Origin of the sequence: Catenuloplanes nepalensis (genome assembly GCF_030811575.1) — a bacterium.
Taxonomy (GTDB): Bacteria; Actinomycetota; Actinomycetes; order Mycobacteriales; family Micromonosporaceae; genus Catenuloplanes; species Catenuloplanes nepalensis.
The window spans coordinates 861109-883102 of record NZ_JAUSRA010000001.1 but is presented as its reverse complement, the minus strand read 5'-3'; the positions used below and the strand labels follow the sequence as shown (position 1 = coordinate 883102).

Genomic DNA, 21994 nt, shown 5'->3' with positions numbered 1-21994 from the left:
CCCGGCCCTGGATGACGAGCCGTGGGCGGAGGCTGCCGAGGACACCGCCGATCGGTCACTCGATCCGGCGCTTGATGCCTGGATACACCGGCAACAGCCTCGATACATGGCTCGCACGATCATCGACATCGACATCGACATCGACATCGACGAGGAAACCCCGCGCGGGCGCAGCGCGCGCTGCGAACAAGCACCAAGCCGGACCGTCCGCGCCGATAGACCGTGACGCCCTTCGCCTCCACCGCCGGAAGTCGGCGGCGGAGGCGAGTCCCGGGACCAAGCCGTGTCGTCAGGTGCGGCGACGGTAGGCGCGCACCGCCAAGGGAGCGAAGACCAGCAGGAGTCCGGCGGACCAGGCGAGGGTCTTGAGGACCGGGCCGGTGGCGTCGGGGGTGCCGAGCATCAGGGCGCGGGCGGCCTCCATCGCGTGGGTGGCGGGGTTGATCTTGACCCAGGCCTGGAGCCAGCCGGGGAGGGTGTCGGTGGGGACCATCATGTTCGTGCCGAAGGTCAGCGGGAACATGACCAGGAAGCCGAGGCCCTGGACCGCACCGGGCGACCGGACGATCATGCCGATCAGAACCGTGACCCAGCTCAGGCAGAAGCCGAAGACCATGGTGACCAGCGCGGCGGCGAGGAGCTGGAGCGGGTCGGTGCCGATCCGGAAGCCGATCGCGTAGCCGAACGTCAGCAGCACGACGATCGCGACCACGAAGCGGATCAGGTCGCCGAGCACGGAGCCGACCAGCGGCGCGGAACGGGCGATCGGGAGGCTGCGGAAACGGTCGAAGACGCCCTTCTCGATGTCGGTGTTCAGGTTGGTGCCGGTCACCGTGGACGCGAACATGATCGTCTGCACCATGATCGCCGGCAGCAGGAACTGCAGGTAGTCGTGGGTGGATCCGGCGATCGCACCGCCGAGCAGGTAGACGAAGATGACGACGAACAGGATCGGCTGAAGCGTCACGTCCAGCAGCTGCTCCGGCGTGCGGAGCGTCTTCAGCAGGCTGCGCTTCGCCAGTTGCAGGCTGTGCCGGAGCAGGCCGAACGGCCGTGGCTGCGGGCGCTCCGGGATCGCGTGGGCGTCCCGCAACAGGGTGGTCGTGCTCATGCCGCCGCCTCCTGCAGCTCGTGGCGCCCGGTCAGGCTGAAGAAGACCTCGTCCAGGCTGGGCAGGCGCAGCGCCAGTTCCAGCACCGGGATGCCCGCGGACTCCAGCTGCCGGACCACGTGGCCGAGCGCGGCGTCGCCGTCGACCGGCACGGTCAGCACGCCACGGCTGGGCGACTCCGGGGTCACGCCCGCGACGCCCCGCAGGATGTCCGCGACCGCTGGCACGTGCTCCGGATCGAGCGGCCGGACCACCACGGTCTGACCGCCGACGATGTGCTTGAGCTGCGCCGGCGTGCCGTGCGCGATCACCCTGCCGTGGTTGATCACGGAGATCTCGTCCGCGAGCGCGTCCGCCTCCTCCAGGTACTGCGTGGTGAGCAGCACGGTCACGCCCTCGGTGACCAGGTTGCGGACCATCGCCCAGACGTCGTCGCGCTTGGCCGGGTCGAGCCCGGTGGTCGGCTCGTCCAGGTAGATCACGTCCGGCCGGCCGACCAGGCTCGCGGCCAGGTCGAGGCGGCGGCGCATACCCCCGGAGTACGTCTTGACCGGCCGTCCCCCGGCGTCGGTCAGGTCGAACTGCCCCAGCAGCTCCACCGCGCGCGCCTTGCCCTCGGCGCTGCGGTAGTCGAGCAGGGCCGCGATCAACTGCAGGTTCTGCATGCCGGTCAGGTCCTCGTCGACGGACGCGTACTGCCCGGTGAGCCCGATCAGGCGCCGCACCTTGACCGCATCCTTGACCACGTCGAACCCGCCGACCGTGGCACGCCCGCCGTCGGGGCGCAGCAGCGTGGCCAGGATCCGTACCGCGGTGGTCTTGCCCGCGCCGTTCGGCCCCAGCACGCCGAGCACGGTCCCCGGCGTGCCCGTCAGGTCCACACCATCCAGCGCGGTCGTCTTCCCATAGCGTTTCACCAGGCCCTCGGCCTGGAATGCGGCGGTCATGGTCACCCCTCGTGTCGTCTCCCGGTGTTGCCGTCCGAAGACTGCGGGACACCGCTGACAGCACGGGCACAGATCGCTGACACGGCCCACGGCGGTGATGTCAGGCCGGTGATCGAGAAACAGAACTGGCCTCACCGCTCATTCTTGCCCGAAATATCACGATAAAAGCAGCGGCGGCTTGCTGACGAAACGATCACGTGTCGCAAATCGTTGTCATCCGGCCGCCCAAACAACGATTTGGCACACGTCAGCGACTCTCGGCGCCGTTTTGATCTTCTCCACCGCGACCTCATGCGGCGCCTCATGGTGGAGCCTGTGACAAGCCTCAGGTCTGCGTCGGGAAGCCCAGGTTGAGGCCGCCGTGTGACGGGTCGAGCCAGCGGCTGGTGACGACCTTGCCGCGGGTGTAGAAGTGCACGCCTTCCAGGCCGTGCGCGTGTGTGTCGCCGAAGAGCGAGGCCTTCCAGCCGCCGAACGAGTAGTACGCCATCGGCACCGGGATCGGCACGTTGACGCCGACCATGCCGGCCTCGACCTCGTGCTGGAAGCGCCGGGCCGCACCGCCGTCGTTCGTGAAGATCGCGGTGCCGTTGCCGTACGGGGAGTCGTTGACCAGCTTGAGCGCCTCGTCGTAGGTGCCGGCGCGGACCACGGACAGCACCGGGCCGAAGATCTCGTCGGTATAGATCGACATGTCCGGGGTGACGTGGTCGAAGAGCGTCGGGCCGAGCCAGAAACCGCCGGGTGCACCGTCCACGGCCGGGTCGCGCCCGTCGACCACGGCGGTCGCGCCGGCCGAGATGCCGGCCTCGACGTAGGAGGCGACCCGGTCCCGGTGCGCGCCGGTGACCAGCGGGCCCATGTCGCAGCCGCGGCGGCCGTCGCCGGTCCGGATCGCGGCCATCCGGGACGCGATCCGGTCGACCAGCGCGTCGCCGGCCGGGTCGACGGCCACCACCACGGAGATCGCCATGCAGCGTTCGCCGGCCGAGCCGAAGCCGGCGTTGACGGCGGCGTCCGCGGCCAGGTCCAGGTCCGCGTCCGGGAGCACGACCATGTGGTTCTTCGCCCCGCCGAGCGCCTGGACGCGCTTGCCGTTCGCGGTGCCGCGCTCGTACACGTACCGTGCGATCGGGGTTGATCCGACGAACGACACGGCCTTGACCGTGGGGTGGTCGAGCAGCGCGTCGACCGCCTCCCTGTCGCCGTGCACGACGTTGAACACGCCCTCGGGCAGGCCGGCCTCGGCGAACCACTCGGCGAGCAGCACGGCCGCGCCCGGGTCCTTCTCCGACGGCTTGAGCACGACCGTGTTGCCGGCCGCGATCGCGATCGGCACGAACCAGAGCGGCACCATGGCCGGGAAGTTGAACGGGGAGATAACCGCGACCACGCCGAGTGGCTGCCGGATCGCGTAGGTGTCGACGCCGGTGGAGACGTTCTCGCTGAAGCCGGCGCGGATCAGCGTGGGGATGCCGCACGCGTACTCGACGACCTCGAGGCCACGCTGCACCTCGCCGGCGGCGTCGGAGAGCACCTTGCCGTGCTGCGCGGTGATCACGGCGGCCAGGTCGTCGCGGCGCGCGCTCATGATCTCTCGGAACGCGAAGAGCACGGCGGAGCGCTTGGCCAGCGACGTGTCCTTCCAGCTCTTCGCGGCCGCCGCGGCGACGCCGACGGCATGCTCCACATCGGCGGCCGACGCGAACAGCACGGACTCGGCGATCTCGCCGGTCGCGGGATCGAAGACGTCGCCGGTACGGGTGGAAGCGCCGGTCCAGGGCTTGCCGCCCACGAAGTGCGAGATCATCGGGCGTCCTCACGGGGTTGCGGGGTCGGGGTCATGCGATAACCACCTCTGCGTCGACCGTCGCGATCGCGTTCACCAGGATCTCCAGGCCCTCGCGAGCCTCGTCCTCGGTGAGCGTGAGCGGCGGGCCCATCCGGAGCACGTTGTTGTAGAGGCCGCCCTTGCCGACCAGCAGCCCGTTGCGGCGGCACTCGTCGAAGACGCGGACGGTCGCGGCCGCGTCCGGCTCCAGGGTGCCGGGCCGGACGAACTCCAGGCCGATCATGAGCCCGCGTCCGCGTACCTCCGCGAGGATCGTGGATCGGGTCTGTGCCGCGCGTAGCCCGTCGAGCAGGATCGCGCCGGTGCGGGCCGCGTTCTCCTGGAGGTCGTGGTCGAGCACGTAGTCGAGGACCGCGTTGCCGGCCGCGGTGGAGATCGGATTGCCGCCGAACGTGGAGAAGCTGATCGCCGGCACCGCGTTGATCACCTCGGCGCGGCCGACCACGCCGGCCAGCGCGAATCCGTTGCCGATGCCCTTGGCGAAGGTGAGCAGGTCCGGCGTCACGCCGTGCGCCTGGTAGCCCCAGAAGTGCTCGCCGGTGCGGCCCCAGCCGGTCTGCACCTCGTCCGAGATGAGCAGGATGCCGGACTCGTCCAGGACCTTCTTGAGCGCGCCGAGCGTGCCGTCCGGTGCGGCCACGAAGCCGCCGACGCCCTGGATCGGCTCCGCGATGAGCGCGGCCACGTCACCCGAGGTCTGCGTCGCGAGCACCTCCCGGAGGTCCTCGACCGCCGCGTCGATGTGATCGGAATCGGACAGCTTGGCCAGCAGGCCGCGCACCCGGTCGCCGGAGTGCAGCCACGAGATGTTGAGCGGGTTGAGCGAGCTGGCCGACCAGCTGCGGTGCCCGGTGATGCCCATCGTGGCGAGCGTGCGGCCGTGGTAGCTGTTCCGGATCGCCAGGATCTGGTTGGACCGGCGCAGGTTCGTGGCCATCAGCAGCGCGGCCTCGTTCGCCTCCGAGCCGGAGTTGGTGAAGAACACGCGCGCGTCCGGGATGCCGGAGACCCGGGCGATCTTCTCGGCCAGCTCGACCTGCGCGCGGATCAGGTAGAGCGTGGAGGTGTGCACCACACCCGTGGCCAGCTGCCGCTCCACCGCCTCGCGGATCTCCGCGACGTCGTAACCGATCATGTTGGTCAGCACGCCGCCGAAGAAGTCCAGGTAGCTGCGGCCGGCCTGGTCGACGACGCGCCGGCCGGAGCCGGAGACGATCTCGATCGGATCGTCCGGGTAGTAGATCGGCATCCACGACGGCAGCACCGCACGGTGACGTGACAGCAGGTCGTCGCGGAGTCGGCTCCCAGCGCCCACTGCGTCGCGCCGGTCGAGGCGCTGAGCCGATGATTCGCTCGCAAGCTCGCTCATTGACTGCACGCTGCCACCGCCCGCACCCGAAGGCAACTGTCACCCTGTCATCCGGCGCGTCCGCTCACCTGACACATCGTCAGAACGATCAAAAACAGACAGAACCCCTTCCCGCGGCACGGGGATAGGCACGTTCCGGGCGGGGCGGTTACCGTTACGCCATGTCAGAAGTGGTGTACCCGCCGGTTATCGCAGCGTGCAAGGTGATGTTCAGGGCCCTGGACCTCAAGATCCGGATCGAGGGCGCGGAGAACGTGCCCCGTGCGGGTGGCGCGGTGCTGGCCAGCAACCACATCGGCTACCTGGACTTCATCTTCGCCGGCCTCGGCGCGCAACCGGCCGGGCGCCTGGTCCGTTTCATGGCCAAGCACGAGGTCTTCAAGCACCCGATCTCCGGCCCGCTGATGCGGAACATGAAGCACATCTCGGTCGACCGCGAGGCCGGTGTCCAGTCGTTCCGGGACGCGCTCACCGCACTGAAGAGCGGCGAGATGATCGGCATCTTCCCCGAGGCGACGATCAGCACCTCCTTCACGGTGAAGGAGTTCAAGAGCGGCGCGACCCGGATGGCCATGTCCGCCGGCGTGCCGCTGATCCCGGTCGCGGTCTGGGGCACGCACCGGATGTGGACCAAGGGCCGCCCCCGCACGCTCACCCGCCGGCACACGCCGATCACGATCCTGATCGGCGAACCACTGGAGGTGAACCGCAAGGACGACGTGAACGTCGCCACCGCGGAGCTGCGCCGCCGGATCACCGCACTCGTCGACCGCGCCCAGCGCGAATATCCGGACAAGCCGAAGGACGACGCGGACCGCTGGTGGCTTCCGGCGCACCTGGGTGGCACCGCACCGCAGCCGACGGTCGCACCGGCCTCCTGATCTTCCCCACGGCATCAGGCCTGGTTACCGGCCGGTTTACCGGCATCCTCGGTGGTGTCGAAGGCGCGAACCTACGGTACCGTAACCGTAGGTTCGCCATTCCCTCTGGAGGTCCTGTGACCGTCGACGAAGCAACCACGCGAGCGCTGCTGCTCGACCTTGAGCCCGTGGTGGAGACCAACCTGAACCGGCACATCGGGTTGGCCAAGGAGTGGTTCCCGCACGAGTACGTTCCGTGGTCCGACGGCACCAACTTCGACGGCCCGCTCGGCGGCACCGCCTGGTCCGTGGAGCAGTCCAAGCTCTCCGACGTGGCCCGCACCTCGCTGATCGTCAACCTGCTCACCGAGGACAACCTGCCGAGTTACCACCACGCGATCGCGTCCATGTTCGGCCGCGACCGCGCCTGGGGCGACTGGGTGCACCGGTGGACCGCGGAGGAGGGCCGGCACGGCATCGCGATCCGCGACTACCTGCTGACCACGCGCGCGGTCGACCCGATCGAGCTGGAGCGCCTGCGGATGACGCACATGGCGACCGGCTTCGAGAACGACCACGACCAGAGCATCCTGCATTCCATCGCGTACGTGTCGTTCCAGGAGCTGGCCACCCGCGTCTCGCACCGCAACACCGGCAAGTTCTCCGGCGACCCGGTCTGCGACGCGATGCTGCAGCGCATCGCCACCGACGAGAACCTGCACATGGTCTTCTACCGCAACCTGCTGGAGGCCGCGCTGCAGCTCTCGCCGAACCTGGCGATGCGCGCGATCTCCGACGTGGTCCGCAACTTCCAGATGCCCGGTCACGGCATCGAGAACTTCTCCCGCAAGTCCGTGCAGATCGCCATGGCCGGCATCTACGACCTGCGCATCCACCACGACGAGGTGCTCATGCCGGTGCTGCGCAAGCTGCGCGTGCTGGAGACCGAGGGCCTCACCGACGACGGCGCCAAGGCGCGCGACGAGCTCGGCGAGTTCATGGCGAACCTGGACAACCAGGCCACCCGCTTCACCGAGCGCCGCGAGGCCCACCAGGCCCGGGTGGCCGCCCGCAAGGCCTGACCCCGCACTTCCTCATGATCGGGGCGTCCCCATGTCGTTCTGAACGGCGTGGGGGACGCCCCGATCATGGTGTGGAACGTGATGTGGCAGGAGCGGCGGCCCTGCGGCCCACGTCACCTGCCGACTCTGCGAGCGGCGGGTGACGTGCGGAGCTAACATTGCGCCCGGCCGGGGGACGGCCGCAGGCACAGCGAAGGGCTGAATCGGTGGCGTTGAGCGCGGATGAGATCCGGGGCCGGGACCTCTTCACGGCCGAGGGTTACCACCTCGACGTGGAGACCGGCGTCGTCGAGCTGCACTACGCGCTGACCGGGCCCGGGGTGGAGCCGCTGCGGTTCACCGAGACCGTCACGCTGCCGGTGCCGGAGACCGCGCCGGGCGAGGACGCGCTCGCCCGCACGCACCGCGTGCTGGAGCTGCTGCTGATCGCGGCCGGCGTCTCGTACTACAAGGTGGCGGCGCCGGCACGGATCGCGCTGCCGCACCGGGTGGGTGCGAAGGCACGGGCGTTCGCGACCGCGGTCTACACCAAGGGAATGGGCGAGTTCGCCTACCGCAACGAGTTGCCGCACGTGCTGACCGTCGCGATCACACCGCCGGACGGCGAGCCCACATCCGTACCCGCGCATGCTCTTGATCTGGATCTGCGGCCGTTGTCCGCCGTGGGCGGGGGTAAGGACTCGATCGTCACGCTTGAGGCGCTGAGAAACGCGGGGCGGGAGCCGGTGCCGTTCTCGGTCAACCCGAACGGCGTGATCAAGGCGGTCAACGCGGCGTCCGGGCTGGTGGCGCGCGAGGCGCGGCGGAAGATCGATCCGTTGCTGTTCGAGGTGAACAAGGCGGGCGCGCTGAACGGGCACGTGCCGGTCACGGCCGTGAACTCGCTGATCGCGGTGGCCACGGCCGCGTTCAACGGGCTCGGGCCGGTGGTGATGTCGAACGAGCGGTCCGCCTCCGACCCGAACCTGGTCTGGCACGGCGTGGAGATCAACCATCAGTGGTCCAAGGGTGTCGAGGCCGAGGGGCTGCTGCGGGATGCGCTGGCCGAGCACGCCGGGCTGACGAACGCGTACTTCTCGCTGCTGCGCCGGCTCTCCGAGCTGCACATCGCCCGGCTGTACGCCGAGACCGGCCGCTACGACGACGTGGTCACCAGCTGCAACCGGGCGTTCCTGCTGCACAACGCGACCGCGCGATGGTGCGGCGACTGCCCGAAGTGCCGGTTCGTGTTCCTGGCCATGGCACCGTCGATGAGCCGGGACCGGCTGCGCAGCATCTTCGGCACCGACCTGCTGGCGGACGAGGCGCAGATCCCGGGCTTCCTGGAGCTGCTGGGCGTGGACGCGCACAAGCCGTGGGAGTGCGTCGGCGAGGTCGAGGAGTGCGTGGTCGCGCTCGATCTGCTCCGGAAGAGCCCGGAGTGGCAGGACGAGCCGGTGGTGAAGGCGCTGGCCGACGCGGTACCGGCGTCGGCGTGGCGGACCGCGTCGCACTCGGGCGTGTTCACACCGGGCGGGCCCGCGTTCGTGCCGGAGACCTACCCGCGCGTCGGTGAGTAGAGCCGCTCGAACGCACCGGACAGCGTGGTGATCAGCGTGGGCGGCCCGTCCACGTAGACGTCCCAGTCCGACCAGTCGGCGGCGCCGGCCACCACATGCGCCAGGCTGCCGCCGAGGAAGCGGCCCTGCGGACCGGCCGTGACCACGACCTGCACCTGCGCGTCCAGGCACTCGGCCGCGATCGCGCGCAGCGGCTCCAGGTCGTAGAGCTCCGCGACCGTGCGCACGCCGACGAAGACGCGCACGGCCCGGTGCTGCCGCCGCCACGCCACCTCGGTCAGCAGCGCCTTCATGGTGGCGGCGCCGGTGCCCTCCGCGATCAGCAGCAGGTCCCGGCCGGACGCGCGGTCGACCGGCAGGTGCTCCACGGCCGGGTGCAGCCGGACCCGCTCCCCCGGCTCGGCCTCGCGCAGCAGGGCCAGGCCGGTGTAGTCGGTGGCGCGCGCCTCCACGTGCACCTCGATGGTGTGGTCCGGCGTGGGCGGGTTGCCGATCGGATACGCGCCGGTGGCGCCGTCCGCCTCCAGCACCGCGCGCTGCCCGGCCCGGTGCGGGTAGGGCAGGTAGGTGCGGATCCACAGGATGGACAGGTCGTCGCGCCAGTCCTGCCGGGCGACCACGGTGCCGAGCCAGGTCAGCGGCGCGTAGCCGGCGTCCTCCTCGCCCTGCTCCAGCCACTGCGCGGCGAGCTTCCAGGTGCTGCGCCAGGCGGCGTCGTGCTCCGGGCGCCAGGCTCCGGCCATGCCGGCCCGCATCGCGTCCAGCATCGCCATGCCGAACGCGTCGATGTGCGCGCGCTGCACGCCGAACTCGCGCAGCACCGGGCCGAGCTGACCGCAGCCGGCCGCCAGCACCTGCGGGTCGTCCAGGTTGTCGACCAGCCAGCCGAGCGCGTCGCGCAACTGCTGCCGGTGCACCTCGGCGCTGGGTGGGAAGAGCGGGCGCAGCTCGGGACGGGCGGTGAACAGGTGCTCGTCGAGCAGGCGCACGGCCTCGTCGAGGTCGCCGAGCAGTCGCAGCGACTCGCGGAGCCGGGTCTGCAGCGCGTGCAGCGCGGACTCCTCACCGGGCCGGAAGCCGTCGACCAGCGCACCCCGGGCGGCGGGACGGTTCGGGCCGCCCCGGATCGGCACGACCGCCTCCCACGCGGGCACGCCCCCTGCGGGGACATAGGGCGGAGACCCGGCGTGGGTACGCGTGGGAGCCGGGAAGACGCAAGCCGGCGCGTTCGTGGGCGGCCCCGGGATGTAGGGCGCGGGCACGGTGGTGCCGGGGATCACGGGCGGCGCGGTGCCGGGGATGCCGGGCGGGGCGCCGGGGAGCGCGGGTGCCGCCGTGCCGGGGATCGGAGCGGAGGGCGGGCCGGGCGGGAACGGCACGGCCGGGCCGGATGGCAGAGCGCCCGCGCCCGGTGCGCCCGTGGGGAGCGGGCCGGTGCCCGTACCGCCGGTGGGGTATCGCCCCTGGGGTGCCGCGTTGCGCGGTGGCACGGTGCCGCGCGGGAGCGCGCTCTGTGGCGTGCCCGCCTGCTGCACCGCGGTCTGCTGCGCCGCCTGCTGGGCCGCGCCGCCGCCCATCGGCACCCAGGTCTGTGCGGCCGGCTGCGGCGGGGTGTGGGTGGCCGGCGCGGGCGGGCTGACATTACTGTGTGCATTCGGCAGCTGCTCGACGACCTTGCCGACCCGCAACGCGTGCAGCAGCGCCCGCAGGTCCCGGTGTCCGGCTCCGCCAACGCTGGTCACCCTGTGGATTCTTCCGAACCCGAGCCGGTCTCGGGTGTGATCTAGCCCGTTAGCACCCGGTTTGCACCGCTTACTCGGGAGCGCCGGGCCACCGGGGTGTCGGTTCTCTCCATGTAGAGTTGTCGGGTTCCGACAAATTGGGACCGCGTCCAGTGGCGGGTCCAACGGTTCCATACCGCCCGGTAACGACGAAGCTTGTTGACGGGGCCGATCGAGGACCCCGCAACGTTGTGTACGCACTTTGGGAGGCTCGGTCGGTGTTCAACCGCATCGCCATCGTCAACCGCGGAGAGGCCGCCATGCGGCTCATCCACGCCGTCCGCGAACTGAACGCCGAGACGGGAACATCGCCGATCGAGACGGTCGCGCTCTACACGGACGGTGAGCGCGGCGCCACCTTCGTCCGCGAGGCCGACCGCGCCTACAACCTCGGGCCCGCCTCCGCCCGGCCGTACCTGGACCACGCGGTGCTGGAGCGCGCGCTCGTCGCGACCGGCGCGGACGCGGCCTGGGTGGGCTGGGGCTTCGTCGCCGAGGACCCGGCCTTCGCCGAGCTGTGCGAGAAGATCGGCGTCACCTTCATCGGCCCGAGCGCGGACGCGATGCGCAAGCTCGGCGACAAGATCGGCTCCAAGCTGATCGCCGAGGAGGTCGGCGTCCCGGTCGCGCCGTGGAGCCGCGGCGCGGTGGAGACCCTGGAGGCGGCGAAGGCGGCCGCGGCCGAGATCGGCTACCCGCTGATGCTGAAGGCGACCGCCGGCGGTGGCGGGCGCGGCATCCGCGTGGTGCGCAGCGACGACGAGCTGACCGACGCCTACGAGCGGACCAGCCTGGAGGCCGCGCGCGCGTTCGGCAGCGGCATCGTGTTCCTGGAGCGCCTGGTCACCGGCGCCCGGCACGTCGAGGTGCAGGTGATCGCGGACGGCCAGGGCAGCGCGTGGGCGCTCGGCGTGCGCGACTGCTCCGTGCAGCGCCGCAACCAGAAGGTGATCGAGGAGTCCGCCTCCCCGGTGCTGGACCGTGCGCAGGCGCGCGAGCTGAAGGAGGCGGCCGAGCGGCTGGCTCTGGCGGTGGATTACAGGGGCGCGGGCACGGTCGAGTTCCTCTACCACCCGGGCGAGCGGCTGTTCGCGTTCCTGGAGGTCAACACGCGCCTCCAGGTGGAGCATCCGATCACCGAGATGACCACGGACTTCGACCTGGTCAAGGCGCAGATCCACGTGGCGTCCGGCGGGCGGCTGGGCGAGCTGATGCCGTCCGAGGGCGGGCACGCGGTCGAGGCCCGGCTGAACGCGGAGGACCCGGACCGCGATTTCGCGCCGTCCCCGGGCCGGATCGTCCGGCTCACGCTGCCGAGCGGGCCGGGCATCCGGGTGGACACCGGCGTCAGCGAAGGCGACGTCATCCCGGCCGACTTCGACTCCATGATCGCGAAGATCATCGCGTACGGCCGGACCCGTGACGAGGCGCTCGGCCGGCTGCGGCGCGCGGTGTCCGAGACCATGGTGATCATCGAGGGCGGCGCCACCAACAAGAGCTTCATCCTGGACCTGCTGGACCAGCCCGAGGTGATCGACGGCAGCGCCGACACCGGCTGGATCGACCGGGTGCGCGCGGAGGGCCGGCTGGTCTCCACGCAGCACTCCGGCATCGCGCTGGCCGCGGCCGCGATCGAGGCCTACGAGGACGAGGCGCGGGTCGAGCGGCAGCGGCTGCTCTCCACCGCGCACGGCGGGCGCCCACAGGTGCAGCACAAGAGCGGCCGGCCGATCGACCTCAAGCTGCGCGGCGCGACCTACCGGGTGACGGTGGCGCAGACCGGGCCGCGCCGGTTCCGGGTCGGCATCGGTGAAGAGGCCGTGCTCGACGCGGAGCTGGACCGCTTCGACGAGCACACCGGCCGGATACTGGTCAACGGTGAGCGATTCCGGCTGGTCACGGCCACGCACGGCCCGACGCATCTGGTCGAGGTGGACGGCGTCACGCACCGGGTCAGCCGCGACGAGGGCGGCGTGCTCCGCTCGCCCGCGCCCGCGCTGGTCGTCGCCACGCCGCTCGCGGTCGGCGACGAGGTGGAGGCCGGCGCGCCGGTGCTCGTGCTGGAGAGCATGAAGATGGAGACGGTGCTGCGCGCGCCGTTCAAGGCCAGGCTGCGCGAGTGCCTGGTCTCCGTGGGCAGCCAGGTCGAGACGGGCGCGCCGATGCTGCGCCTGGAACCGGTCGGCGACGCCGCTGCCGCCGAGGCGGTCTCCGAGGCGGTGGATCTGGACCTGCCGGGCTCGCAGGACGGGCTGGCGGCCGAGGAGCGCGTCGCGCGCGGCATCGCGGAACTGCGCAGCCTGCTGCTCGGCTACGACGTGGACCCGCTCGACGAGAAGCGGGCGCTGGCGTCCTACCTCGCGGCGCGGGACGAGCTGAGCCACCGGCCGCTGGAGGAGGAGGTCGGGCTGTTGCAGGTCTTCGCGGACCTGTCCGAGCTCAGCCGCAACCGGCCGGCCGGCGAGGAGACGTCGGCGGACACCCGAGTGCACAGCTCCCGGGAGTACTTCCACGCGTACCTGCAGTCGCTGGACGTGGACCGGGCCGGGCTGTCCGACACGTTCCGCGGCCGGCTCGCCCGGGTGCTCGCGCACTACGGCGTCACCGACTTCGAGCGCACGCCGGAGCTGGAGGAGGCGGTCTTCCGGATCTTCCTGGCCCAGCAGCGCGCGTCCGCGGACGTCTCCGTGATCGTCACGTTCCTGCAGCGCTGGCTGGCCGAGCCGCTGCCCGGCGACGGGCTGCGCGAGCTGGTCAGCGGCGCGCTGGAGCACCTGATCGCGGCCACCCAGCTGCGCTTCCCGGTGATCGGCGACCTGGCCCGGTCGATCGTGTTCCGCTGGGCCGCCCAGCCGATGCTGCGGCGCCGGCGCGCGGAGGTCTACGCGGAGGTCCGCAACCACCTGCGCTTCCTCGACCAGAACCCGGAGGCTCCGGACCGCGGCGAGCGGATCCTGGCGATGGTCGCGTCGTCGGAGCCGCTGGTTCGCATCCTCGGGCAGCGGATCGGCCGGCCCGGCGTGGATCACGGCCCGATGCTGGAGGTGCTCAGCCGCCGCTATTACGGCAACCGGGGCGCGTCGGACACCCGTACCGTGGAGGTCTCGGGTCTCTGCTTCTTCACCGCGGCATATCAGCGCGGTGACGAGCGGTTCCGCCTGGTCGCGACCGCGTCCGACTTCGGCTCGCTGCCGTCGGCGCTGGCCGCCGCGGCCGGCCTGGTCTCCGCGGACTCGGTCGCGGACGTCTACCTGACCTGTGACGAGCAGCCGTCGCCGGACGAGATGGCGGCCGCGCTCGGCTCCGCGCTCGCGGAGTCGGGCCTGCTCGACTCGGTGCAGCGGGTCACGTTCTCGGTGGCCGGGATCAGCGGTGGCGCGGTGCACCACCACTTCACGTTCCGGCCCGGTCTCGGCGAGGAGCGCGTCATCCGCGGCCTGCACCCGCTGATCGCGGAGCGGCTGCAGGTGCCGCGCTGGCAGAACTTCGACCTGACCCGGCTGCCCACCGCGGACGAGGACGTCTACCTGTTCCGCTGCGTGGCGCCGGAGAACCCGGCCGACGAGCGGCTGGCCGCGATGGCGCAGATCCGCGACCTGACGCCGCTGCGTGACGCGGACGGCCGGATCGTGGCGCTGCCCGCGGTCGAGGGCGCGCTCGACGCCTGCCTGGACGCGATCCGCAAGGTGCAGGCGCAGCGCCCGGTCAAGAAGCGGTTCGACACCAACCGGATCACGCTGTACGTGTGGCCGCAGGTCGAGCTGTCGATGGAGGAGCTGAACGCGGTCGCGCAGCGGGTGCTGCCGGTCACGGCCGGCGCGGGCCTGGAGGAGGTGCAGTTCATCGGCCGGCGGCGGGACGCGGCCACCGGTGAGCTGGTCGAGATCGCGGTCAACCTGGGCTTCGAGGCCGGCATGAACGTGTCGTTCACGACGCCGTCCACGGCGCCGATCGAGCCGTTGGACGACTACCGCTCCAAGGTGATCTCGGCGCGGCGGCGGGGGACGACGTACCCGTACGAGCTGACCGGTCTTCTCGGGTCCTTCGAGGAGTACGACCTGGCCGGCTCGGTGCTGGAGCCGGTCGACCGGCCCCGCGGGCAGAACAGGGCGGGCATCGTGGTCGGGGTGGTCAGCACGCCGACCACGCGGTACCCCGAGGGCGTGAAGCGGGTCGTGCTGCTCGGTGACCCGACCAAGGCGCTGGGGGCGCTGGCCGAGGCGGAGTGCGCGCGGGTGATCGCGGCGCTCGACCTGGCTTCCTCGCTGAACGTGCCGGTCGAGTGGTACGCGCTGTCCGCGGGCGCGCGCATCTCGATGACGTCCGGCACGGAGAACATGGACTGGGTCGCGGCCGCGCTCAAGCGGATCGTCGAGTTCACCCAGGCCGGCGGCGAGATCAACATCGTGGTCGCGGGCATCACGGTCGGCGCGCAGCCGTACTGGAACGCCGAGGCCACGATGCTCATGCACACGCGCGGCGTGCTGATCATGACGCCGGACTCCGCGATGGTGCTCACCGGCAAGCAGTCGCTGGACTTCTCCGGCGGCGTGTCCGCCGAGGACAACTTCGGCATCGGCGGGTACGACCGGGTGATGGGGCCGAACGGGCAGGCGCAGTACTGGGCGCCGGACCTGACGGCGGCGCGGGACCTGCTGATGACGTACTACGACCACTCGTACGTGCTGCCGGGCGAGACCCGGCCGCGGCGGGCTGTGACGTCGGATCCGGTCTCGCGCGACATCTCGGACTTCCCGCACTCGGCGCCGGACAGTGACTTCACCACGGTCGGGCAGATCTTCTCGGCCACGCACAACCCGGACCGGAAGAAGCCGTTCGACATCCGCACGGTGATGCGCGCGGTCTCCGATCAGGACCACGTGGTGCTGGAGCGGTGGGCCGGCATGGCCGACGCGGAGACCGCGGTGGTCCAGGACGTGCACCTGGGCGGCATCCCGGTCACGCTGCTCGGCATCGAGTCACGCTCGGTGCCGCGGCGCGGCTTCCCGCCCACCGACGGCCCGGACACGTACACGGCCGGCACGCTCTTCCCGCGCTCCGCCGCGAAGGCCGCCCGGGCCATCAACGCGGCCAGCGGCAACCGTCCGCTGGTGGTGCTGGCGAACCTGTCCGGCTTCGACGGCTCCCCGGAGTCGATGCGGCGTCTCCAGCTGGAGTACGGCGCCGAGATCGGCCGGGCGATCGTCAACTTCGTCGGCCCGATCGTGTTCTGTGTGATCTCGCGCTACCACGGCGGCGCGTTCGTGGTCTTCTCCAAGGCGCTCAACCCGAACATGACGGCCCTGGCCGTCGAGGGCTCGTTCGCCTCGGTGCTGGGCGGGGCGCCGGCCGCGGCCGTGGTCTTCGCGGGCGAGGTGAACGCGCGGACCGCGAAGGACCCGCGGGTCACGTCGCTGGACGCGGCCATCGCCTCCGCCTCCGGCGCGGCCCGTGCCGCGCTGGTCGCGGAGCTGGCCGAGATCCGCTCCTCCGTGCGGGCCGAGAAGCTGGGCGAGGTGGCCGCCGAGTTCGACGGCATCCACAGCATCAAGCGCGCGGTCGAGGTCGGCTCCGTCGACGCCATCATCAAGGCCTCCGAACTCCGCCCCCAGATCGTCGCGGCGATCGAGAAGGGCCTGAACAGCTGAGTCCGCTGGGCGGGGCCTCCGGGCCCCGCCCAGCCGGCTCGCTCACCGGCCGTATTCGCTGTCCATGGACTCCGCGCGGGGCCGCTCGGCCGGCTTCCAGCACAGCAGGGATCGGGTGGTGGTCCTGGAGCGGACCCGCGATCGCGGCCTGCCAGCCATCGGGCCGACGGCCCGGCCGCGCGGTCAGCACGGTCAGCGGTCAGCACGGTCAGCACGGTCAGCGGTCAGCGCGGTCAGCGTTCGCGGATGGCGGTCAGGGCGAGGAGTGCGACGTGGAGGGAGAGGCAGGTGTCGACGGAGTCGAGGTCGGTGTTGAGGATGCGGGCGATGCGGGTCAGGCGTTCGTAGAAGGCGGGACGCGACAGGTGGGTGGCCGCGGCCGCGGCCGACTTGTTGCGGCCGTTGTCGAGGTAGGCGCGCAGCGTGCCCAGCAGCTGTTCGCGCGGGTGTCTCGCGTCGTGGGCCAGCAGCGGGCCCAGCTCGCGCTCGACGAAGGTCTGCAGGCGGGGCTCGTCGCGCAGCAGGTGGAGGAGGCCGGCCAGGCCGACGTCGGGCAGGCGGAAGACGGGGACGTCGCGGCGGTCGTGCCGGGCGGCGTCGGCGACCTGGCGGGCCTCGCTCAGGGAACGGCGGGCCTCGCGGAGCGTGGGGGCGCCGGTGCCGGCGGCGACGATGACCGCGCCCGGGTCGGTGCCGCGGGCGCGATGCAGCGCGGCGGCGAAGAGGAGCAGGGCGCGATCCTCGTCGGCCGGTGACCGCAGGGCCAGTAGCGCACCGACCGTGGCGTCGTCGACGGCGCTGGTCAGCCCTTCGATCCCGGCGTCGCGCAGCGCCGCGCTGACCGCCTCGGCCAGATCGCGGAGACGTGTCGGGCCGTCAGCGGCGAGATCGCGCAGGGGCGTGGACCCACCAGCGGCGACATCACGCGCTGCCACCGGGTTACCAGCGGCAGGATCACGCCGGCGGGCCGCGATGTCGTCGGCGAGATCGGCCGGGTCGACCGGATCACGCGGATCACGCGCGTCACGTGGCGCGGATCGGAACCGCACCACCACCCCGATCAGATGGCGTCGCTCCAGCGGCACGCCCAGCGCCTTCGCGCGCAGCGCCACCTCGTCGACCGGCCGGGAATGGTCCAGTAGCGCGGTCAGCAGCGTGCGGTGGATCTGGCGTTCCAGACCCTCCGCGTCGCGGCGGATCAGGCGGCCCAGCGCCAGCGTGGAAGCCGCGCGTTCGAGCAGGATGGTGAGGCGGGACGGCGGCGTCGCGGGGCCGGGCCAGCGCAGCAGCAGGCGGCCCCAGTCCTGGCCGCGGGCGCCGACCGTGGTCACCAGCCAGCCCGCGGCGTGGAACGTGCGGGACGGCAGCTGCAGCCGGCGGGAGTGCTGCTCCCAGTCGTCGAGCAGCGGCTCGGGCCGTTCCCCTGCCGGGTCGTAGGCGAGGACCTGCCGGGACAGGTTCTCCAGGACCACCGGGCAGCCGGACAGGACCGCGGCCTGGTGGACCACCTCGGACGGCTCCGCGCCCTCGACGGACAACTCGGTGAAGCGCTGGTGGATCTCCTCGGTCGCGCGGAGCTCGGTCAGCTGCGCGTCGACGATCAGCGCGTGCACCGCCTCGGTGATCCGGACGAATCGCACCGTGCGCCGCAGCTCGATCAGCGGCAGCGACCGGCGGGCCGCCTCGGAGATCATGGCGCGGGGCAGGGACGACGCGAACCGGCCGCGGCCCAGCTCGATGACCAGGCCGGCGGCGCCGACCTCGGCGAGCGCGGCGACGAAGCCGCACAGCGCGTCGTCGGACGGCGGCAGTCCGATGCCGGTGCTGAGCACCAGCTCGCCGCCGCGCAGCAGGGTGGCGATGTCCGGCACCTCGGCGACGTGCACCCAGCGGACCGGGGTGTCCAGCAGAGCCGCGCCGGCGAGCACGCTCGGCAGGCCGTGCCGGACCGAGTCCAGGGCCAGGATCTCGCGCACGGTCGGGAACACGCGGGCGAGCCTATCCCGCTAGAGTCTGCCCGCTGACCCCCAAGGAACGCTGACCACAGGAAAGGCAGGGCTAGGGATGGCCAGGGTGCTGATAACCGGATCGTCGACCGGGATCGGGCAGGCGGCGGCGGTGGCGTTGATCGCGCAGGGCCACGAGGTGGTGCTGCACGCACGGAACGAGGAGCGCGCGCGGCAGGCGGAGGCGGCGGCGAAGGGCGCGATCGGCGTGGCGATCGGCGACCTGTCCACGCTGGCCGGGACGCACGAGCTGGCGCTTCAGGCGGAGAAGTTCGGCGCGTTCGACACGGTGGTGCTGAACGCGGGTCTCGGCACGTTCGTCAATCCGGAGCGCCGGGTGACCGACGACGGAAACGAGCTGATCTTCCAGGTCAACACGCTGTCGTCGTACCTGCTGACCGCGCTGCTGCCCCGGCCGAAGCGGCTGATCTTCACCTCGTCCGCGCTGGCGGGCGCGGGCGTGCTGGATCTGGACGACCCGAACTACGAGCGGCGGCCGTACCAGCCGCGGGAGGCGTACTGCTCCACGAAGCTGCACCTGGTGCTGCTGGCGCTGGCGTTCGGCCGGCACTGGGAGGGGACGGAGAGCATCGCGTTCGACCCGGGCTGGGTGTCCACCCAGATGACGCGCAGCAACGGTGACGACGCGCCGCTGACGCCGGAGCACGCCGGCGCGCGGCTGGCCCGGCTGGCGATCATGGAGAAGAGCGCGACCAGCTACGACACCGAGCGGGCCTGGCGGCCCGGCGACCGCGAGCACGACCACCGGAATCAGGAGGAACTGCTCGCTGTCTGCGCGAAGCTGACCGGCGTCACCATCTAGTAACAGCGGCGATCTTCCCTGGTGGCGCGAAGCGTGGCACGATTGGATCCAATCTTGAAGGCATCGGATGCCGAACAAGAGGTAAGTGATCCAAGTCGAGGGAGGCCCGCACGGTGCTCAAGCGCGAGGACAACGAACGCGTCACCCGGAGCGGGCCCGGCACCCCGCTCGGAAGACTCCTGCGGGCCTACTGGCAGCCGGCCGCACTCGTCTCCGAGATGACGCCGGACCGGCAGGTCAAGCCGGTCCGGCTGCTCGGCGAGGACCTCGTGCTGTTCCGCAAGCCCGACAACAGCTGGGCCCTGGTCGGCCGGTTCTGCGCGCACCGGGGCGTGGACCTCGCCTTCGCCCGGCACGAGGAGGGCGGCCTGCGCTGCCTCTACCACGGCTGGCTCTACGGCGCGGACGGCCAGTGCAAGGAGCAGCCGGCCGAGCCCGCGCACAGCCGGTTCGCCGAGCGGATCCGCATCCCGGCGTACCCGTGCGTGGAGAAGAACGGCATCGTCTTCGCCTACCTCGGCGAGGGCGATCCGCCGCCGTTCCCGTGGTACGACGCGTTCCAGGCCCCGGACGAGTACACGTTCGCGTTCAAGGGCCTGTGGGAGTGCAACTGGCTGCAGGGCCTGGAGGGCGGCATCGACCCGAGCCACGTGAGCTTCCTGCACCGGTTCATCGACGAGGACCCGCGCGAGGTGTACGGCCAGCAGTTCAGCGAGATCGTCGAGGGCACCGGGCAGAAGCTGTCGAAGCTGGTCGGCGACTCCTACCGGCCGGACATCGAGGTCGAGGAGGCCGAGCACGGCCTGCGCGTCTACGCGTTGCGGCAGCTCACGGAGGACATCAAGCACGTCCGGATCACCAACCTGGTGTTCCCGAACGCGTTCGTGGTGCCGTTCGGCACCAGCAAGGTCTTCATCCAGTGGCACGTGCCGATCGACGACCACCACCACTACTGGTACATGATCTGGTACGACTTCGCGGAGCGGACCGACCGGGACACCCTGCTCCAGCAGCGCCTCACCGAGGTCTCGCTCCCCGACTACCGGCCACTGCGAAACAGGACCAACAACTGGGGGTACGACCCGGGCGAGCAGCGCGACCTCACGTACACCGGCATGGGGTTGGACATCAACGTCCACGACCAGTGGGCGGTGGAGAGCATGGGCGCGATCCAGGACCGCACCACCGAGCGCCTCGGTGTCTCGGACCGCGCGGTCACCGCGAACCGCCGCATGCTGCTCCGCGCGATCGACGCGTTCGAGCAGGGCGGCACGATCCCGGCCCGCCCGGCCGGTGACGCGGACGCACAACAGCTGACCGGCCCGCTCGCGGTCGACACGATCGCGCCGAACGACGGCTGGGAGGACACCTGGCGGCAGCGCGAGGCCGAGCGCCGCGCGGCGTCCCCGTGGGCGTCCCCGCGGAAGGACCGCGCCGATGCCTAGCGTGGACGCGCGGCCGGTCGCGGAGGGCGGTGGCGGCTGGGACGCGCGCCCGATGCTGGCCGCGGACCGCGGCGGCTTCATCGATCGGCACGGTCTGTGGACGCAGGCACACCATGCGGCGGCCGGCCAGCTCCGCCGCGTGATCGACGAGCTGGGCCTGGAGCTGGTCCGGTTCTCCTTCGCGGACCAGCACGGCGTGCTGCACGGCAAGACGCTGACCCGCGCGGCCGTCCCGAGCGCGCTCCGGTCCGGCCTCACCGCGCCCAGCTCGCTGCTGCTCAAGGACTCGTCCGGCCGGTCCGCGTTCCCGGTCTTCACGCCGGACGCGCAGGCGGGCTTCGCCGGCGCCGGCGACGTGGTGCTGGTCCCGGACCCGACCACGTTCCGCGTGCTGCCCTGGGCGGAGAAGACCGGCTGGGTCCTCTGCGACCTGCGCTTCCCGGACGGCTCCCCGGTGCCGTTCTGCACCCGCTCGATGCTTCGCGAACAGATCGACAAGCTCGGCGACCACGGGTACGACATGACGGTCGGCGTCGAGCTGGAGTTCCACGTGTTCCGCGCCGAGGAGGCGGCCTTCGCCGCCGACCGGGTGGGCGGGCCGGGCGCGCCCGGTCGTCCGCCGCGGGTCGGCCCGGTCAGCGGCGGCGCGCAACTGCTGCACGAGGAGGGCCTGGACCGCGTCGACGACGTCGTCCAGCTGCTGCAACGCGGCCTGACCACGCTGGACCTGCCGCTGCGCTCGATCGAGCTGGAGTTCGGCCCGAGCCAGCTGGAGATCACCATGCAGGCCGGCAGCGCGCGGGACGCGGCCGACCAGGTGGTGCTGGCGCGCAGCGCGATCCGGCAGATCTGCCGGCGGGCCGGCTACCACGCCACGTTCATGTCCCGCCCGGCCGGCACCGCGACCGCGTCCACCGGCTGGCACCTGCACCAGTCGTTGCGCGAGCGCGCGACCGGGCGGACCGCGTTCGACCCCGGGCCGGACGAGACGCTGATGTCCAGCACGGCCCGGCACTGGCTGGGCGGGCTGCTCGCGCACGCACCGGCCGCGGCCGCGTTCACCACGCCGACCGTGAACGGCTACAAGCGCTACCTGCCGTTCTCGCTCGCGCCGGACCGGGTGCTGTGGGGCGCGGACAACAAGGGCGCGATGGTCCGCGTGGTGGGCGGCGGCACCGACTCGGGCGCACGCCTGGAGAACCGGTCCGGCGAGCCCGCGGCCAACCCGTACCTCTACATCGCCTCGCAGGTGGTCAGCGGTCTGGACGGGCTGAAGCACGCGACCGACCCGGGGCCGCCGACCGAGAACCCCTACGCCGCGGACGCGGTCCGGCTGCCGCGGTCGCTCGGCGCGGCCGTGGACGCGCTGGAGGCGGATCTCGTCTTCGCCGACGCGTTCGGGGCCCGCACGATCGACTGGTACGCCAAGCTCAAGCGTGACGAGTTCGCCCGCTACCTGGCGCACGTCTCCGACTGGGAGCAGCGCGAATACTTCGACCTGTTCTGAGAGG

The 21994-nt window shown here is 71.7% G+C and carries 13 protein-coding genes; 7 read left to right on the top strand and 6 right to left on the bottom strand.

Annotated elements, in window-relative coordinates:
• Positions 1-289: 289 nt before the first annotated feature.
• The 4 genes from J2S43_RS03725 to J2S43_RS03710 all read right to left on the bottom strand — a co-directional run bounded on the left by J2S43_RS03725 (position 290) and on the right by J2S43_RS03710 (position 5159).
• Positions 290-1111 (bottom strand): ABC transporter permease, encoded by an 822-nt coding sequence (locus J2S43_RS03725; RefSeq protein WP_306827136.1) that lies wholly within the window; start codon positions 1109-1111, stop codon positions 290-292.
• A complete protein-coding gene (locus J2S43_RS03720; protein WP_306827135.1) occupies positions 1108-2058 on the bottom strand; it encodes an ATP-binding cassette domain-containing protein in 951 nt (316 codons plus the stop codon). The genes J2S43_RS03725 and J2S43_RS03720 overlap by 4 nt, the downstream gene beginning before the upstream one ends.
• Positions 2059-2383: 325 nt before the next feature.
• Positions 2384-3868, bottom strand: a complete 1485-nt coding sequence (locus J2S43_RS03715) for a CoA-acylating methylmalonate-semialdehyde dehydrogenase (RefSeq protein WP_306827134.1) — start codon at positions 3866-3868, stop codon at positions 2384-2386.
• Between the two features lie 31 nt (positions 3869-3899).
• Positions 3900-5159: an aspartate aminotransferase family protein gene (locus J2S43_RS03710; protein ID WP_306839188.1), complete on the bottom strand. Its 1260-nt coding sequence runs from the start codon at positions 5157-5159 to the stop codon at positions 3900-3902.
• A 281-nt stretch (positions 5160-5440) separates the two neighbouring features.
• Here J2S43_RS03710 and J2S43_RS03705 point away from each other — a divergent pair, with 281 nt between their 5' ends.
• From J2S43_RS03705 to J2S43_RS03695, 3 genes are all read left to right on the top strand, one after another.
• The gene (locus J2S43_RS03705; protein ID WP_306827133.1) at positions 5441-6160 is read left to right on the top strand and encodes a lysophospholipid acyltransferase family protein; all 720 of its coding nucleotides are present in this window, start codon (positions 5441-5443) and stop codon (positions 6158-6160) included.
• 116 nt (positions 6161-6276) lie between these two features.
• On the top strand, positions 6277-7221 hold the full coding sequence (locus tag J2S43_RS03700; RefSeq protein WP_306827132.1) for an acyl-ACP desaturase: 945 nt from the start codon (positions 6277-6279) through the stop codon (positions 7219-7221).
• A gap of 212 nt (positions 7222-7433) precedes the next feature.
• Positions 7434-8780, top strand: a complete 1347-nt coding sequence (locus tag J2S43_RS03695) for a MurL-like N-terminal domain-containing (RefSeq protein WP_370881594.1) — start codon at positions 7434-7436, stop codon at positions 8778-8780.
• On the opposite strand, the gene J2S43_RS03690 is transcribed toward J2S43_RS03695, so the two are convergent.
• Positions 8759-10522, bottom strand: a complete 1764-nt coding sequence (locus tag J2S43_RS03690) for a globin domain-containing protein (RefSeq protein ID WP_306827131.1) — start codon at positions 10520-10522, stop codon at positions 8759-8761. The genes J2S43_RS03695 and J2S43_RS03690 overlap by 22 nt on opposite strands.
• Positions 10523-10779: 257 nt before the next feature.
• Here J2S43_RS03690 and J2S43_RS03685 point away from each other — a divergent pair, with 257 nt between their 5' ends.
• Entirely contained in the window at positions 10780-16209 is a 5430-nt protein-coding gene (locus tag J2S43_RS03685; protein WP_306827130.1) for an ATP-binding protein, read from the top strand.
• A 233-nt stretch (positions 16210-16442) separates the two neighbouring features.
• On the opposite strand, the gene J2S43_RS03680 is transcribed toward J2S43_RS03685, so the two are convergent.
• Positions 16443-18197, bottom strand: a complete 1755-nt coding sequence (locus J2S43_RS03680) for a PucR family transcriptional regulator (protein WP_306827129.1) — start codon at positions 18195-18197, stop codon at positions 16443-16445.
• Between the two features lie 85 nt (positions 18198-18282).
• On the opposite strand from J2S43_RS03680, the gene J2S43_RS03675 reads away from it, so the two are divergent.
• From J2S43_RS03675 to J2S43_RS03665, 3 genes are all read left to right on the top strand, one after another.
• A complete protein-coding gene (locus tag J2S43_RS03675) occupies positions 18283-19038 on the top strand; it encodes an SDR family NAD(P)-dependent oxidoreductase (RefSeq protein WP_306827128.1) in 756 nt (251 codons plus the stop codon).
• A gap of 113 nt (positions 19039-19151) precedes the next feature.
• The gene (locus tag J2S43_RS03670; RefSeq protein ID WP_306827127.1) at positions 19152-20483 is read left to right on the top strand and encodes an aromatic ring-hydroxylating oxygenase subunit alpha; all 1332 of its coding nucleotides are present in this window, start codon (positions 19152-19154) and stop codon (positions 20481-20483) included.
• Positions 20476-21990 carry a glutamine synthetase family protein gene (locus J2S43_RS03665; RefSeq protein WP_306827126.1) on the top strand — a complete coding sequence of 505 codons (1515 nt, stop codon included), beginning with the start codon at positions 20476-20478 and terminating at the stop codon, positions 21988-21990. The genes J2S43_RS03670 and J2S43_RS03665 overlap by 8 nt, the downstream gene beginning before the upstream one ends.
• Positions 21991-21994 lie beyond the last annotated feature (4 nt).

Excerpts from the sequence above, each read along its gene's own strand:
- J2S43_RS03725 (WP_306827136.1), bottom strand. The coding sequence starts at position 1,111 with ATGAGCACGACCACCCTGTTGCGGGACGCCCACGCGATCCCGGAGCGC.
- J2S43_RS03720 (WP_306827135.1), bottom strand. The coding sequence starts at position 2,058 with ATGACCGCCGCATTCCAGGCCGAGGGCCTGGTGAAACGCTATGGGAAG.
- J2S43_RS03715 (WP_306827134.1), bottom strand. The coding sequence starts at position 3,868 with ATGATCTCGCACTTCGTGGGCGGCAAGCCCTGGACCGGCGCTTCCACC.
- J2S43_RS03710 (WP_306839188.1), bottom strand. The coding sequence starts at position 5,159 with ATGCCGATCTACTACCCGGACGATCCGATCGAGATCGTCTCCGGCTCC.
- J2S43_RS03705 (WP_306827133.1), top strand. The coding sequence starts at position 5,441 with ATGTCAGAAGTGGTGTACCCGCCGGTTATCGCAGCGTGCAAGGTGATG.
- J2S43_RS03665 (WP_306827126.1), top strand. The coding sequence starts at position 20,476 with ATGCCTAGCGTGGACGCGCGGCCGGTCGCGGAGGGCGGTGGCGGCTGG.